Origin of the sequence: Streptomyces sp. NWU339 (assembly GCF_003143855.1) — a bacterium.
Lineage (GTDB): Bacteria > Actinomycetota > Actinomycetes > Streptomycetales > Streptomycetaceae > Streptomyces.
Genome location: NZ_QFRK01000005.1, coordinates 12,626 through 28,347 on the forward strand (window position 1 = coordinate 12,626; position 15,722 = coordinate 28,347).

Annotated in this window: 10 protein-coding genes; 6 read left to right on the forward strand and 4 right to left on the reverse strand. The window is 70.5% G+C overall.

Annotated elements, in window-relative coordinates; all coding sequences use genetic code 11:
* Positions 1–147: 147 nt before the first annotated feature.
* Positions 148–969 (reverse strand): IclR family transcriptional regulator, encoded by an 822-nt coding sequence (locus tag DIZ27_RS08245; protein ID WP_258308304.1) that lies wholly within the window; start codon positions 967–969, stop codon positions 148–150.
* A 400-nt stretch (positions 970–1,369) separates the two neighbouring features.
* Here DIZ27_RS08245 and DIZ27_RS08250 point away from each other — a divergent pair, with 400 nt between their 5' ends.
* Together DIZ27_RS08250 and DIZ27_RS08255 are read left to right on the forward strand one after the other, a co-directional pair.
* Complete coding sequence (locus DIZ27_RS08250; RefSeq protein WP_258308305.1) at positions 1,370–2,305, forward strand: PDR/VanB family oxidoreductase; 936 nt, start codon at positions 1,370–1,372, stop codon at positions 2,303–2,305.
* A 29-nt stretch (positions 2,306–2,334) separates the two neighbouring features.
* Positions 2,335–3,549 carry a cytochrome P450 gene (locus DIZ27_RS08255; RefSeq protein ID WP_109377668.1) on the forward strand — a complete coding sequence of 405 codons (1,215 nt, stop codon included), beginning with the start codon at positions 2,335–2,337 and terminating at the stop codon, positions 3,547–3,549.
* Positions 3,550–3,692: 143 nt separating this feature from the next.
* On the opposite strand, the gene DIZ27_RS08260 is transcribed toward DIZ27_RS08255, so the two are convergent.
* The 3 genes from DIZ27_RS08260 to DIZ27_RS08270 all read right to left on the reverse strand — a co-directional run bounded on the left by DIZ27_RS08260 (position 3,693) and on the right by DIZ27_RS08270 (position 7,341).
* Positions 3,693–5,321, reverse strand: coding sequence for an alpha/beta hydrolase (locus tag DIZ27_RS08260; RefSeq protein ID WP_181383443.1), 1,629 nt, complete (start codon positions 5,319–5,321; stop codon positions 3,693–3,695).
* A gap of 363 nt (positions 5,322–5,684) precedes the next feature.
* Entirely contained in the window at positions 5,685–6,170 is a 486-nt protein-coding gene (locus DIZ27_RS08265) for an N-acetyltransferase (RefSeq protein WP_109377669.1), read from the reverse strand.
* A 46-nt stretch (positions 6,171–6,216) separates the two neighbouring features.
* On the reverse strand, positions 6,217–7,341 hold the full coding sequence (locus DIZ27_RS08270) for an alpha/beta hydrolase (RefSeq protein WP_375231941.1): 1,125 nt from the start codon (positions 7,339–7,341) through the stop codon (positions 6,217–6,219).
* Positions 7,342–8,001: 660 nt separating this feature from the next.
* Between DIZ27_RS08270 and DIZ27_RS08280 the strand changes: the two genes are divergently transcribed.
* From DIZ27_RS08280 to DIZ27_RS08300, 4 genes are all read left to right on the forward strand, one after another.
* Positions 8,002–9,075, forward strand: coding sequence for a hypothetical protein (locus tag DIZ27_RS08280; protein ID WP_109377671.1), 1,074 nt, complete (start codon positions 8,002–8,004; stop codon positions 9,073–9,075).
* Between the two features lie 563 nt (positions 9,076–9,638).
* Entirely contained in the window at positions 9,639–14,183 is a 4,545-nt protein-coding gene (locus DIZ27_RS08290) for a DUF6531 domain-containing protein (RefSeq protein ID WP_109377672.1), read from the forward strand.
* A gap of 11 nt (positions 14,184–14,194) precedes the next feature.
* Positions 14,195–14,782 carry a hypothetical protein gene (locus DIZ27_RS08295; RefSeq protein ID WP_258308306.1) on the forward strand — a complete coding sequence of 196 codons (588 nt, stop codon included), beginning with the start codon at positions 14,195–14,197 and terminating at the stop codon, positions 14,780–14,782.
* A 327-nt stretch (positions 14,783–15,109) separates the two neighbouring features.
* On the forward strand, positions 15,110–15,616 hold the full coding sequence (locus DIZ27_RS08300; RefSeq protein ID WP_109377855.1) for a DUF6584 family protein: 507 nt from the start codon (positions 15,110–15,112) through the stop codon (positions 15,614–15,616).
* Positions 15,617–15,722: the final 106 nt, after the last annotated feature.

Sequence of the window (15,722 nt, forward strand, 5' to 3'; positions counted from 1 at the left end):
CCGCGGAAGGACGCGGCTCGGTCTGCTCCCGGTGGGCGGGGCGGCTGGTGCGGTCATCCTGGGCGCGGGTCCCCGGTCCGGTCAGGGCCTTTCCCGGATGCCGGGAAACAATTCCGTCCCGGCCCGGTGCGGCGGGGCCGCGCGGGGTCAGGAGGCCGTCCGGCCCGGCCGGGTGAGCGCCCGTGAGATCGCCCGTGCGCTGGCGCACACCAGCGGCGCGAGCTCGTGCGCCGAGCGGCTGCCGTGCCGCACGACCAGCGACACGGCCGCGGCCACCTCGTCCCCCGGCCCGTACACCGGCGCGGCCACCGACAAGGCGTCCATCGTGACCTGACGGTCGCTCACGGAGTAGCCGTCGCGGCGGACGGCGGCGAGCATCCGGCGCAGCGTGTGCGCGTCGGTCACGGTCCGCCGGGTGAACCGGTGGAACGGGCCGGCCAGTACCTTCTCCTGCACGTCGAGCGAGGCGTGGGCCAGCAGGACCAGGCCGCCCCCGGTGACGGTCAGCGCGAACCGCCCGCCCACCCGGGTGAGCACCGGCACCGCCCCGGTGCCCGCGATCCGCTCCACGAACACCAGCTCGTCGCCCTCGCGCACGGCGAGTTGCACGTTCTCGCGGGTGATCTGCGACATGTCCTCCATGAACGGCAGGGCACTCTCCCGCAGTCCCTGCCCGCGCGGAGCCAGCGCTCCCACCTCCCACAGCCGCAGCCCGATGCGGTAACGGCCGTCCTCGCCCCGCTCCAGCGCGCCCCAGCCGATCAGTTCGCCGAGCATCCGGTGCACGGTCGACGTGGGCAGGTCCGAGCGCCGTGCCAGCTCGCTCAGCGTCATCGCCGGATGGTCGGCGTCGAACGCCTCGAGGATGCGGAACGCCCGGGCCAGCACCGGGCCGGTGCCGGTCCCGGCGCAGCGCGCCCCGGCCCGGTCGTCAGCGGTCTTCGCGCGCGTCATCGCCTGCACTGTCACGCTCACCCACCTTTCTTTCCACCGCTCGGATCCCGCCGGTGGCGGGATCCGAGCGGACTACGGCTCCGCCCGAGTGTCGGAGAAGTCGTGCGATACGTCGAGGGGTGGCTCATCACGCGCCGGGCCAGCCCTCCCCGGCCCCGGTCCCGGGCCGGGGAGGGCCGGGGAGCCGCGTCACCGAACAGGCCCTGCGGTGACGGGTGCGGAACGCCCCGGTGACGGACACGGGAAGTCCGCCTCTCACTGGATGAGAATGCCGTCGCCGCGGTCGCGCCCTGCCGAGCATCCTGCCTGCAACCCAGAGACGGGAGGCGACAGCGTGGTCGGAAACAGCGTGGTTGCTCGTGGCGCGCGACGTGCCGCCGGGGCACGGCCGGCGCCGGGCGGCGCGGGGAGCGCGGTGACTCTGGAGGTCGCGGCCAAGGAGCCGGTGGCCGACGGAGTCGCCGCCCTCACTCTCGCGCATCCGGGGGGAGCACGCCTCCCGGACTGGACGCCGGGCTCTCACATCGATCTGGTCCTGCCGAACGGAACGACCCGGCAGTACTCGCTGTGCGGTGACCGGTGGGACGCCCACACCTACCGGATCGCGGTGCTGCGGGAGCCCGGGGGGCGGGGCGGATCCGCCTTCGTGCACGACCGCCTGCACGCGGGTGACCGGGTCGGGGTGGGCGGACCGCGCAACCACTTTCCGCTGGTGCCCTCGCGGAGCTACCTGTTCGTCGCGGGCGGCATCGGGATCACGCCGCTGCTGCCGATGGTCCGTCAGGCCGAGATGACCGGAGCGGACTGGCAGTTGCTGTACGGGGGCCGCACCCGGGCGTCCATGGCGTTTCGCGACGAACTCGTCGCGGTGTACGGCGACCGGGTCCACGTCGTGCCGCAGGACGAGCGCGGACTGCTCGACCTCGACGCATGGCTCGGCACGCCGCGGCCGGACACGAAGGTGTACTGCTGCGGTCCCGGCCCGCTGCTGAACGCGGTGGAGGCCGCCTGTTCCCCGTGGCCGCCGCACGCTCTGCGCACCGAGCGGTTCACCGCCGGCGCCCAGCGGGCCGCGGTCCGCGACACGGCCTTCGAGGTCGAGCTGCGGCGCTCCGGACGCACCGTCACGGTCACGCCCGACGTGTCCGTGCTGGATGCGGTGCGCGGCGCCGGTGCGGAGGTGCTCTCGTCGTGCGGGCAGGGCACCTGCGGCACCTGCCTGACGCCGGTCCTCGAGGGGCGCCCCGACCACCGGGACGCGATCCTCGCCGACCACGAGCGCGCCGCGAACGACTGCATGTTCCCGTGCGTGTCCCGATCCTGCGACGACCGTCTGGTGCTCGACCTGTGAACACGTCCCCTGCGTCCTGTGGAGCCCCCATGACCGAGGAACTCGAACGCGATGTCCTGCCGCCCGTCAGCGACGTGGACCCGTTCGCCCCCGATGTCCTGCTCGACCCGGAACCGATGCACCACGTCCTGCGCGAGGCCGGCCCCGTGGTGCGTCTGTCGCGCTACGACGTCCACGCCCTGGCCCGTTACGAGCAGGTGCACGCCGCCCTGGTGGACTGGCAGCGTTTCGAGTCGGGAGCGGGCGTCGGTCTGACCGACTTCCGCCACGAGAAGCCGTGGCGGCCGCCCAGCCTGCTGCTGGAGGCCGATCCGCCCGCGCACGACGCCCCGCGCCGTGTGCTGCGGGAGATCCTGGCGCCGCCCGCACTGCGCCGCCTGCGCGAGTCCTGGATCGCGACGGCCGAGGAGCTGGTCGACCGGGTGCTGGCCCAGGGTCCGGAGGTGGACGCCTTCGCGGCCCTGGCGAAGGACTTCCCGCTGCGGGTGTTCCCCGACGCGGTCGGCCTCGGGCCCGACGGGCGGGAGCGTCTGCTGCCCTACGGCAACATGGCCTTCAACGCCTTCGGCCCGGTCAACGACCTGGTCACGGCCGACGCGCACCGCGTGGCCGAGCTGTCGGCCTGGGTGAACGCCCAGTGTGCGCGCGAGGCACTGGGCGAGGACGGGTTCGGGGCCCGGATCTGGGCCGCCGCCGACCGCGGGGACCTCACCTACGAGCAGGCACCGCTGGTGGTGCGTTCGCTGCTCACGGCAGGGGTCGACACCACCGTGCACGGTCTGGCGGCCGCCCTGCACGCCTTCGCCACCCATCCCGAGCAGTGGCAGCTCCTGCGGGAGCGGCCCGAGGCGGCGCGCATCGCCTTCGACGAGGCGGTCCGCTGGCAGTCGCCGGTGCAGACGTTCTTCCGCACCGCCACCACCGATGTCCGCATCGCCGGCACTGTCGTCCCCGAGGGGACGAAGATCCTCATGTTCCTCGGGGCCGCGAACCGCGATCCGGCCCGCTGGGATGCCCCGGACCGCTTCGACCTCACCCGTGATCCGTCCGGCCACGTCGGTTTCGGCATGGGCATCCACCAGTGCGTCGGGCAGCATGTGGCACGTCTGGAAGCGGAAGCACTGCTGACCGCCCTGGCCCGTCGTGTCCGCCGGATCGAGCCGGCCGGCCCGCCCAGCCGCCACCCCAACAACACCCTGCGTTCCTGGGTCTCTCTGCCCGTGCGCCTCCTCCCTGACGGCTGACCGGCTGGTCGCGCCGCCCGGCCGACGTCGCCGGGCGGCAGGAACCACAGCCGGTGACTCCGGATGCCTGCGCCCGGACCCCGCGCCCGGGTCCGGGCGCGGGCTCGTCGCCGACCCGTGCCAGAGCGGGGGTCGTGGCCGGTTCAGGAGCCGGCGCCGGCCCTCCCGCCGCCGCCGGTGGTGACGCCACCGATCGGCTTGGGCGCGGAGAAGGGAGGCGTGTCCTGCCGGCACGTCGTTCCGACCGGCGGGAGGGTGCCGTCGATCAGGTAGCGGCTCTCGTGTGCCTTGACGCAGCTGCTGGGGTTGATCAACGCGGTGTGCCCGTAGCCGTCGTTGGTGAGCAGACGGGCGTTGGCCAGTTCTTTGACCATGGCCTGCGCGTTCGAGTAGGGAGTGGCGGGGTCGTAGACGGTACCGACCACCAGGACGGGGTGTGCCGTCGGCTTGTTCCACGGACCGCGATAACGGTCGGCGGCGACCGCGGGCCAGGTGGCGCACCCCGCGGCGGCCCAGGTCCAGAAGCGTCCGGTGTCGCCCGCACGAGCGGCGCTGTCCTCCTCCATGGCGTGGTACACACCGGGGTCACGCGGGTTGGGGCTGTCGCCGCAGAGCACCGCGGCGCCCTGCTCCTGGCCCAGGTACGGGTTCGGGTTCGGGACCGTCGGTGGGGACGGGAGCGGGGCCGACTCCGGGACGCGGCCCCGCCACAGGTCCTGCAGCCGGCCGGCGAGGTCCGTCCACCCCGGGTGGACGACGTAGAGGCTGCTCACCGCGTCGGCGACCGTGCCGGCGTAGGTCCACGCGCCCACGGGCTGCTTCCGGAGCCGCTGCATCAGCTGGTCGAACTTGGTCCGCGTCGCTTTCGGGCTGCCGGCGGAGAAGGCGCAGTGGGCGGTGGTGGTGGACCCGCACAGGGCGAGGAACCTGTCCAGGGTCGCTGCCGCGCTGCGGTCCGAGCCCATGCGCAGGAACGTCGTGAGCCGGGGGTCGTCGGACGCGTGATTCGTCCAGGCCTGCGGGTCGATGTCGCTGTCGAGGACCATGGCGCGGACCTTGCCGGGGAAGAGGTTGGCGTAGGTGGCGCCCAGGATCGTGCCGTAGGAGATCCCCTGGTAGGTGAGGTGCGACTCCCCCACCGCCTGGCGGAGCAGATCGAGGTCGCGGGCGGTGTCGGTGGTCGACACGTGGCGCAGCAGCTCGGGGTCACGCTGCTCACAGCGCCGGGCCAGGTCCTTGTACGCGGCGACGAAGGCCGCCCGTTCCTTCTCGCCCACCGGGAAGCCCGCCGGTTTGCCCGCGTTCCATTCGGCAGCCTCCTCAAGACTGGCGAAGCAGTTCACCGCGGTGCTGCTGCCGACTCCCCGGGGGTCCCAGCTGACGATGTCGAACCGCTCCCGCACCTCGCGCGGGAACTTCTCGTAGTTCTGCGGCATCTGCACCGTTCCGGGACCGCCGGGGCCGCCGGGGTTGAAGAAGAGGGTGCCGATGCGCCGGCCGGGGTCGGTCGCCTTCCTTTTGATGACCGCCAGTTCGAGGAGGCGGCCACCCGGTCTGTCGTGGTCCAGCGGCACCTTCGCGGTCGCGCAGTCGAACTCGCCGCCTCGAACGCAGGGGCTCCAGTCCAGCTGCGGGACGGGTACCGAAGGTGCGGGCGTGCCGCCGGCCACGGCGAGGTCCTGGCCGGTCAGTACGGTCGAGCAGGTCACCAGCGCGGTGATGAGCGCGGCAGGGCGTCTGCGGCCCGCTGTGAATCGGCGTATGAGGGGCATGGGCATACTCCGTTCGTGGTTCTCCGTGGCTGAGCGCCCCGGGCCACCGATGCCCTGGCCGCGGTGCGCGTCCGGGTCCACGACACAGCGGTCCGTCGGTGCGCGCGCGGCAATGCCGCCGAACGGCCCCACCACCGCGCTCCGGCCCGGCGCACTGTGGTAGGCAGCACCACCCACCTGGGTCGGCGGCCCACCCGCCGGGTGCGCAACGGCGGGCCGCTGCCCGAGAGTGGTCCGGGCGCGGCACGGACCACCTCCACACCGGTGAGCGGCTCGCCGTCGCCCGGCGGCGGACGATGGTCTGTCCGGCTTCCGTCGACTGGCTCAGTGCACCCGCCAAGGGCTTCCGGTCGTCCTGGAGGGTCAGGCGGCGGCCGATCCGCTGCTCAGCGCGGCCACGACCTCCTCGTCCTCGAACTCTCCGGTGGGCGTGAAGCCCAGCGACGCGTACAGGCGAGCGGCGGGGGTGTTCTCCGGGTGGTAGGAGAGCCGGATCTCGCGGCAGGACGGCAGTGCTGCGAGGCGTCGCACCAGGACACGCATCGTGGCGCGGCCCACGCCCTTGCCCTGCTCGGCGGCGTCGACGACCATGCCGCCGATCCAGTGGGTGCCGTCCTCCTCGTCGTACGCCCACATGACATGGCCCACGACCTCGCCACCGGCCCGGACCGCGAGGGAGTTCCAGGTTCCGTCCCGCAGGGAGAGCAGCAGATAGCGTGCCCCGAGGGCTGCCACGAACCGGCGCTGGTCGTCGGCGGGGGTCACGTCGGCGACGTCGCGCCAGTTCTCGTCCGTGATCTCCTCGAGCACCACGCACCGGCCCTGGCGGTCGGCGTCTTCCTTCGTCATCAACCCTGTTCTTTCGCTCGAGTGGGACGGCCCCGGGCGGGCCTGGTCAGCCGTCGACGTGGTCGACCCGTAGGGCGCCGAGCAGTATCGGGAGCGACGCGTGCAGTTCGCGTTCCCAGTACGCCCAGCCGTGGGTGCCCGGCCCGTAGAAGTGGGTGGTGAGGTGCTTCGCGCCGACGCGTTCCAACTCGGCGGCGAGGGCGTGGTTCTGCCGGTTGAAGTCGGCCTCGAGCGCGCTGGTGCGGCCCGGCGGGTCCAGCGGGCCGGTGGTGCCGTCGCCGCACGACAGGTACACGGGGATCGACCGGAGCCGCTCGGCCAGGTGGAACGGGTCGTGGGCCTGCCAGATGCGGCGCTGCGCGACCGGGTCGCCCCAGACCCGCAGCGGGTCCTCGCCCTGGCCGGCGAAGAAGCCCATGATGCGGTCGACCGACTCGTCGTTCAGGAGCGGGTGGGCGGAACCGGAGTACGCGGCGGCCGCCTTGAACATGCCGGGGTTCCGTGCGGCGTACTGCAGGGCGCCCTGACCTCCCATGGACAGGCCGGCCACGACGCGGTCGGCGCCGGCGCCCCAGTCGCGCTCCAGGAGGTGCCGCAGCTCCACGGTGTGGAACGTCTCCCAGGCCGGGTCGCCGCCCCGGCCGTGGTTCCACCAGTCGCTGTACCAGCCGTTCCAGCCCGCCTCCGGCATCACCACGAGCACGTCGCGCAGGCTGTCGGTCTGCGCGACGTCGGTCATCGCGGTCCACGAGGTGTAGTCCCCGCAGCAACCGTGCAGCAGCCAGAGGGTCGGCCAGTGCTGCCGGCGTCGCGCGTCCGGGTTCCAGCCGTCGGGGGTGAGCAGGCGGACCTCGACCGTCCGGCCGCCCAGGGCCTGCGAGCGCACCGACAGATCGACCTGCCGGTCGGCGACCCGGGTGACCGCGACGACCTCGGCGCCTCGGGGCGACCCGGAACGCGACGTGTCGGGCGCCGCCTGGACACCGGTGGCGGGAGATCCCGTCGGCGGGACGGCGGAGAGCGCCGGGGCGGTGGGGGCGAGGGTGAGCAGCAGTACGGCGAGGATGAGGGAAACACGGGCTCGGAGGGTCAGGACGGCGGTCACGGTCGCGATCACTGCGGCTCCCTGCGGTGTGGTTCGTCGCTGACGGCCCGTCGTTGCACGCTGCATGAGTATCGGCGGGTTCCGCCTCACGTCAAGGTCCACGACCAGCACGCGCGGGATGGCCTGGGAGCTGCGGCCTTGCGGCCGATGACGTGGTCGGGCCGGACACGGGGCCGTCCCGGCCCGGGGCGGGGCACCCGTGTCACGTCCGTCTGTGCGCCGTGCCGGACGGACTGCCCGGCACGGCGGCTGTATCTCAGGCGCAGAATCCGTTGACTTGATCGACCGGGTGCGTTCCCATGCCCGCGAGCATGAACTCCGGCTTCTGGGCGCGCGCGTACTCCTCGCCCGCCCAGGAGGCGATCCACATTGGCTCGTGTTCCTCACTGACGCCACAGTCATGCGCACCGGACCCGGTCTGCCGACAGGCTCCTTCGGCAGGCTCCGACGATCCGGACGGCAACTCCCCCTCGATCACGCGTGTGGCAACCCCTGCGACCTGGCTGGTCGGCCGCCTGCGGGTTGTCCCACCGTCTCCGTGTTCTCTTCGCAGTTCGGTCGCCGGGAACACGTTTGCGAGGCGTGTCGCCGGCGGGTGATACTCCGTTCCTCCCCCACGCGTCCCAGTTGTGCGTCTCTCCTGGTGAAGGACTTTGCCCGATGGCTGTGTTCGTGTGCGCACAAGGCGCCATGGTGGTTGTGATCTTGCAGGACGGTGCGTGACTCGTGGAGATCGCTCGCATCGTCGCCCTCGGGCTCGCGACAGCAGCCGGGATTGTCTACTACCGCCGTTTCATGGCAGGTCCCTCCCCCTCCAGGCTCTCCTCCCGGAGGGCTGAAGCGCTGGGCTTCCTCCCCCAATCCGGGCAGAACACCCAGCAGGCGGCTCACGACGCCGAGTTGGAGCGGGCGAGGGCCGCGGCCGCCCGTGGCCGTTGGGAGCCGGCGGCGCAGTTGCTGGCCCGGACCAGGGAGCAGCGCGACTGGGCGCGCCGCTCGTACTACGCCGACGCGCTCGGCTCGCACCGGGCCGCGCAACCGGACAGCTGGCTGCACGCGTGGGAAGCGGCGGCCGGAGCGGACGACCCGGACGTGGCGCTGGTGCGGGCGAAAGCGACGGTTTCCCTGGCCTGGCATCTGCGGGGCGGCGGCTGGGCGCGGGACACCAGCCGGGACCAGTTCGCTGGGTTCCACAGCACACTGGTCCGTGCGCCGCAGGAGAACGCACGCGCCGCGGCGCTGAACCCGGACGACCCCTCGCCGTACATCGCGGAGATCTGGGCCGCACTGGGCCTGGGCTACTCGCACGAGGACATGCGGCGGATCTGGAAGGAGATCACCGCCCGGGACCCGCACCACTACGGCGCGCACTGCGCGGCGCTCCAGTACTGGTGCGCGAAGTGGCGCGGCTCGGAGGAGCTGGCCGTGTCCTTCGCACGCGAGGCCGCGGCCAAGGCGCCGCTCGGCAGCCTGCTCAGCGCGCTGCCGCTGATCACGTGGTACGAGCACCAGAACGACGCCGCGAAGCCGGCCGACTTTCGTGCGCCCTACCTGGTCGCCCTGGTCGACGCGGCCCTGGCGGACGTGGGCGCCGCCCCGCCGAACCATCCGGACAGGGCGGCCGTACGGCACCTGCTGGCCTACTTCCTGACCCGACAGAGCCGCCATCACGCGGCGTTGGAGCAGTTCCGGCTGGTCGACGGCTATGTGAACGCCATGCCGTGGAGGTACTGGGACGACCCGGCCGCCGTGTACTGCCTCTGGCGGAACCGGGCCGTCAAGGGCGCGGGGCTGATCTGACCGCCGACAGGTCTCCACGGCCGCAAGTACGCCATCGACGCCGCCCTGGTCACCGCCGCCCTGCGACTGCCGGGGCCGGTCCCCGTCTTCACCTCCGACGAGGACGACCTGCGCAAGCTGTGCGGCGACCGCGTGGTGGTCATGGGACCGCGACGGTCCGGCGCACGGCAACCGATCATGCCCGCCGACTCGTCGGTGTGCAGGAGGCAGTCGTCCGGGTCGAGCCCCATCGCCTCGCGCTCGGGCGACGCTCGGTACAGGGCGCTGCGCTCCGCGAAGGTCTCGGGGCCCTGGTAGGAGATCAGCCAGAGGAGCTGGTCGTGCTCCCGGCCCAACCGCGTGCCACACGAATCGCGTCCAACCGTCGCGTCCTCAGAGAGAAGGGACAGGCCGTGTTCGTGAAGTCGCGTACGGGTGCCCTGTAGGGCCGCCCCACGACGCGTCGGAAAAGGTGACCGTCGAACCGCCGCTCGAGGAAGCCGAACTTTCCCCGAACTGTTGTGCTGTGTAAGTTCACGCGTGCATACGGTTGTTGATGATGCGTGGGCGACGGGGGTTGCGGCATGGTGGGCCACAGGCCGAGTGACTGGCATGTCCTGGACCTGGACAAGGACCCCACCCCCGGCGACCCGGACCGGGTGCGCACCCTCGCCAAGTTCCTGCACGACTTCGCCGACGACGTCTCCGAAGCACTGCGCCTGGTCAAGGGCATGGCCGGCGAAGGGACGCTGGCGGAGTGGGCGGGCAAGTCGGCCACCGTGTTCAAGGAGGAGTTCTCCGGCGTCCCGAAGAACCTGCGGAAGCTGGAGAAGTCCTACGGCATGTGCGGCGACGCACTCGCCGCCTACTGGCCGAAGCTGGAGCGGGCCCAGGCGCTGGCGGACAAGGCCCTGGCCAAGGCCCGCGAGGCCCGCGCGGACCTGTCCTCGGCCCAGTCCCGGCTGTCCTCGGCGGAGTCCTGGGTGGGCCGGGCCACCAGGGAGGCCGACAAGTACCAGGACGACCCCACCGGCTCGAAGTCGGACGCGGACCAGCCGGACGAGGCCAAGGTACGGGCCGCGACCCGGGACGTGCAGAACGCCAAGTCCGCCCGGACCTCGGCCCGCGCGGACGTCTCGGACGCCCAGGACGCGCTGGCCGCGGCAAAGAAAATGGCCGAGGACGCACGCAGGATGCGCGAGGAGGCCGCCCGCGACGCCAAGAACAAGATCGACGAAGCCTCCGACGCCGGCATCCAGAACCGGTCCGTGTGGGAAGAGATCGGCGACTGGTTCACCGACAACTGGGACACCATCGTCGCCGTCTGCAAGGTCGTCGTCGCGGTCGTCGGCATCGTCGCCCTGATCATCGGCGGCCCCATCCTCGGCGCCATCGTCCTGATCGCCGCCCTGGTCGTGCTCGCGGACACGCTCCACAAATATTCCAAGGGCCAGGCGTCCCTGTGGGACGTGGGCCTGGCGGCGCTGGACTGCATCCCCGGTATGAAGGGCCTGACCACCCTCGGCGGTCTCGCCAAGGGCCTCAAGGCGTTGGGCAAGACCGGGCTGAAGGGCATGGCACTCGGCGTCAAGGGGCTCGGCAAGAGCACCCGTGCCCTTGGCCGACAGATGAAGAAACTCGTCACCTGCGGTGACCCCGTCGACATGGCCACCGGTCAGATGGTCATGGAAGAGGTCGACGTCTTCCTCGACGGTGTTCTGCCTCTCCTCCTGGAACGCTGCCACCGCACCGGCGTGCGGGGCGGCAGACTTCTCGGACCTAGCTGGATCACCACACTCGACCAGCGGCTCCTGCTCGATGCCGGCGGCGTGCGGTTCATTGCTGCGGACGGCATGATTCTTCACTACCCGGTTCCCGATCCGGAGGTCACCGTCCTTCCCGTTGAGGGACCCCACTGGCCGCTGAGCTGGGACGGCATGCCGGGCGGCGCCTTCACTCTGCGTCAGCCGGAGACCGGTCGTACCCTCATCTTCCGGCCGCTTCCCGCCGGTGCGCAGGCGGAATTGCCGCTGTCCGTGATCAGCGATCGCAACAGCAACACGATCACACTCGCGTACGAGAACGGGCTGCCCGTCGAAGTAGCTCACCACGGTGGTTATCGCATCGCGGTGAGGTGCCAGGAGGGTAGGATCACGGAACTCGTCCTGGCCAGCCACCCTGAGCGGCCGACCCTGGTCCGGTACGGTTACGACGCCCATGGGAACCTCACCGAGATCTACAACTCCTCCGACGTGCCCCTGAAGCTTTCGTACGACGCCGAACATCGCATCACCGGCTGGGAGGACCGCAACGGGGCCTGGTACCGCTATGCGTACGACGGTGCCGGACGGTGCGTCGCCGCACGTGGTGTCGAGGGCATCCTCGACTACGCCTTCGAGTACGACGATCAGTCGCATCTGACGCTCGCTGTCGACTCGTTGGGGAACACCGTCCGGTACCAGTTCAACGACGCCTACCAACTGGTCGCGGAGACGAACCAACTCGGCCACACGGTCCACCACGAGTGGAACCGTCGCGATCAGCTTCTGTCCCGCACGGACGCTTTGGGGCGGACCCTGCGCATGGAGTGGGACGAGGCCGGACGTCTCACCGCGGTTCGGTTGCCGGACGGAGCTCGCTCGACCGCCCGGTACAGCGAACTCGGTCTACCGGTGGAGCTGACAGACTACGACGGCACCGTCCGGCGTCAGGAATGGGATGAGCGGGGCAACTGCACGGCGTTGACGGAGCCCGGCGGGCGGGTCACCCGGTTCACCCGTGACAGGACGGGAGCCATCGCCTCGGTAACCGACGCGCTGGGCGGGGTGACCCGGTTCGAGAACAACGCCGCAGGGCAGCCGGTCCGCGTGACCGATCCGCTCGGCGCGCGGACCGGCCTGGCGTATGACGCCTTCGGCCGCACCACAGAGATCGTCGACCCGCTGGGCGGGACCACCCGGCAGTCCTGGACTGTCGAGGGGTTCCTCCTCTCCAGGACCGGTCCGGACGGCGCCACCGAGGCCTGGACGTACGACGGTGAGGGCAACCGACTCACTCACACCGATGCTGCGGAACGCATCACACGCTTCGAGTACGGCGGATTCGACCTGCTGACTGCCCGCACGAGGCCGGACGGCGCGCGGTACACCTTCCGTTACGACACCGAGCTGCGTCTCGTCCAGGTCACCAACCCGCATGGACTGACCTGGGACTACGCCTTCGACGCGGCTGGCAACCTCGTCTCGGAGTCCGACTTCGAGGGACGCACCGTCACTTATCGGCACGACGCGGCGGGCCAGCTCCTGGAACGCACCAATGCTCTGGGCCAGAGCATCCAGTTCTCCTATGACCTGGCCGGCAACCAGATCAAGAAGTCCGTGGACGGGCGGACGACTGTGTACACACATGACGAAGCCGGTCGCCTGGTTCGGGCGACGGACCCCGACGCCGTCCTCGCGCTCCGCTACGACGTCTCGGGCAACATCGTTGGTGAGGCCGTGGACGGAAGGGAACTCTCCACGGAGTACGACGCGCTGGATCGTCCCGTGCGGCGGGTGACACCGGCAGGGGCGGTGACGGCGTATTCCTATGACGCCACCGGAAACCGCATCGTCCTCACCGCCTCAGGACGTGTCCTGACCTCCTCGTACGACGCGACAGGACGTGAACTCACCCGCAGGTTCGGCGAGGGCATCGAGCTGGCCTTCGGCTGGGACACGGTCGATCGCCTCATGGAGCAGTCCCTGTCCACCCAGGGAGCCACCCACCCGCAGCTCCGTCGCTCCTACGCCTTCGCCGTTGATGGCAACCTGACGGCTCAGGACGACCAGGCTCTCGGCCGACGCTCTTTCGAGCTCGATGTGGTCGGTCGGGTCACCGGTGTCCGTGCCTCGGACTGGTCCGAGGCCTACGCGTACGACGCCACTGGCACTCTCACCCGGGCCACCTGGCCGGACTCGTATTCTGTGCCCGATGCCCGGGGCGACCGGGTCAGCTCCAGCGGTCGCATCACCCGCGCCGGGTCCCTCCACTACGAGTACGACGCGGCGGGCCGGGTGATCCAACGGCGCAGGAAACGGTTGTCGCGCAAGCCGGACATCTGGCGGTACACCTGGGACGCGGACGACCGGCTCATCGCTTGTACCACACCGGACGGCACACGCTGGGCCTATCTCCACGACGCACTCGGCCGTCGCGTCGCCAAGCGGCGGATGGCGGCGGACGGCGAGACCGTGGTGGAAGAGACCCGCTTCGTGTGGGACGGGCCCCACCTGATCGAACAGACCACGTACGCGTCGAGGGACGCGACGGTCGACGAGGTCACGCTCACGTGGGAGCGGGACGACACGGTTCCGCTGGCCCAGACGGAACGCCGTACACGTACCGGTCTTCCCCCGGGCGAAGTCGACCAGCGCTTCTTCGCGATCGTCACCGACCTGGTCGGTACCCCCACCGAACTCGTGGCTGAGACCGGAGAGATCGCTTGGCGCGCGGAGACCACCCTCTGGGGGCTCACTCGAAGCGACTCGCGTGCCGAAGTGGCCGTCCCGCTGCGGTTCCCGGGCCAGTACGAGGATCCGGAGACGGGCCTCCACTACAACTACTTCCGGCACTACGACCCGGCCACCGCGATGTACGTCAGCCTCGACCCACTGGGCATGGAGGCCGGCCCCAACCCTCGGGCTTATGTGACGAATCCACTCCTGTGGAGGGACTACCTGGGACTGAAGCAGTGTTCCCAGATCCTCAAGGAGAACATGAGCAAAGAGGGGCGTATCGTCAATCCGGGCCAGGCGGCGGCGCACATCGTCCCTTCCGGGTTCAGGCGCTCGGGCGGCCCTCGCATGCGGGCACTGCTGGCACAGTACAAGGTCGACATCAACGACGCGGCGAACGGTATTCCGCTCGGTCACCCGAGACCCCACAACTTCACGCACACCGACCGGTTCCTGGGGCGTCTCGACGCTCACCTGCACAACGTGGTCGCGGACCGGGTGGCCCGCGGTTACGGCGACCGCGCCATCCGCACGGTGCTCCGTCGCGAGCTGCGCAGCATCGGACGGCAGATCGAGACCGAGCTGGCCGGTGTCACCCACCAGGTGCCGAGCACCGCATACTGGACGGCGTAAGGATGGTTACCATGACTTCTTCCACTCCACTGGCTGCTTACCGCATCACACCGGGCGAGGGAAACCTCCGGACGCTTCGTCTGGACGACTCGCTGATCGATCTCAAACGCTGGCAGTTCCAGGGAGAGCGGGCCGAGCGGCCCACCGCTTTCGGTGCGAAGTGGACCGGTGATCCCAAAGGACGTGAGGCGGAGTTCGCCTCCGACTATCCGGGGGCACCGATGTTCAGCCGTCGTCTCGCCGATCGGCTCGGTGACCAGCTGGAGAAGGCAGGACGTCTGGTGCCGGTCCGGATCGCCGGGACAGTGGCGGACGACTACGTCCTCTACGTCGTGGAATCCCTGATCGACTGCCTGGACACACGTCGGTCGTCGCAGCCTAAGAAGGCCACCGGGGAGATGAAGAAGATGGCCTTCCGTCCTGAGGCGTATCCGGTCGACCTGCCGGCGTTCCGGGTGCCGGAGTTTCCCGTCGCCGTCTGCTGGAACGGCTGGATGTTGGACCTCCTGAAGGACATCCTCGGCGATGACGTCGCCGGCCGCCTCCTGTGGTCCCCGGATCCGGCGGTCACGCCTCATCCCGATCCGTGGGGCATCTGAGGGGGCCTGCGGATCGAGCGGGCATCGGGGCAGCGCAGCACCACCTCCTCATACCTGCACCGGATCGTTCCACCATGAGCCCTGGCACGGCTCGCCCGGAGCACTGGACAGCGGGGGTCCTCAGGTCGTGACGGTTTCTTTCCCGATGCCGCCAGGCCCTGGAGTCCTTCGGGGTGAGGGTCTGCGAGCGCAGTCTCGCCCGAGGGCTGACCCGCATTTGTCGGTGTCCCCGTCTCAGCGAAGTTCAGCCGATGCCATTGGGGCGAGCAAGTGCTGAGCGGCGAAATGAGGTCGACGGTGGTCACTGCGGTACCCGATCATGCGTTCATGCCTTTGAGAGACACCCTTGCCCGAGTCGATGCAGACCTGGCCGCCGGCCGGGTCCCCGTCGCGCGACAGCGCCTGCGCGGGCTGGTGTCGTCCTTTCCGAACGACCTGGTGCTTCGCCGGCGCCTGGCCGAGGTGTACCGCCTGTACGGAGAGCCTGCAGAAGCGGGCCGGTGGATGTACCTCGAACAGGACCGGGACACAGCTGAGACCTCCGCCTTCGAGGCGAGATACCACACAGCTCCGCAGCGCATGCGGGCACTTGCCTGGCAGGGCCCGGAGTCACTTGCCCGAACACCCTTCGCCAGAGAGCAACTTGCAGCAGTACGAGCAGACTGCTCCGATGCCTTGGGACGCCCCGTCGACTGGGACACGGTGCCGTCCGGAGAGAAGGAAGGCAGCAGAGGAAGCGCCTTCGCCGGCTTCCTGGCAGGGGCCGGATGCCTGGTGGCGGTTCTTGCGTTCCTCGCGGTCTGGGTGAACGGCCTCGTTGCCCTCTTCGGCTGACAGGAGGCGATCGACGGCAGGTTCCTCAAGCCGGGCGACGAGGCCCATCACGCCTACGTCGGGAGAAGCCCCGGGGCGTCGCATCGCACTCCGATCACCTGCTTCG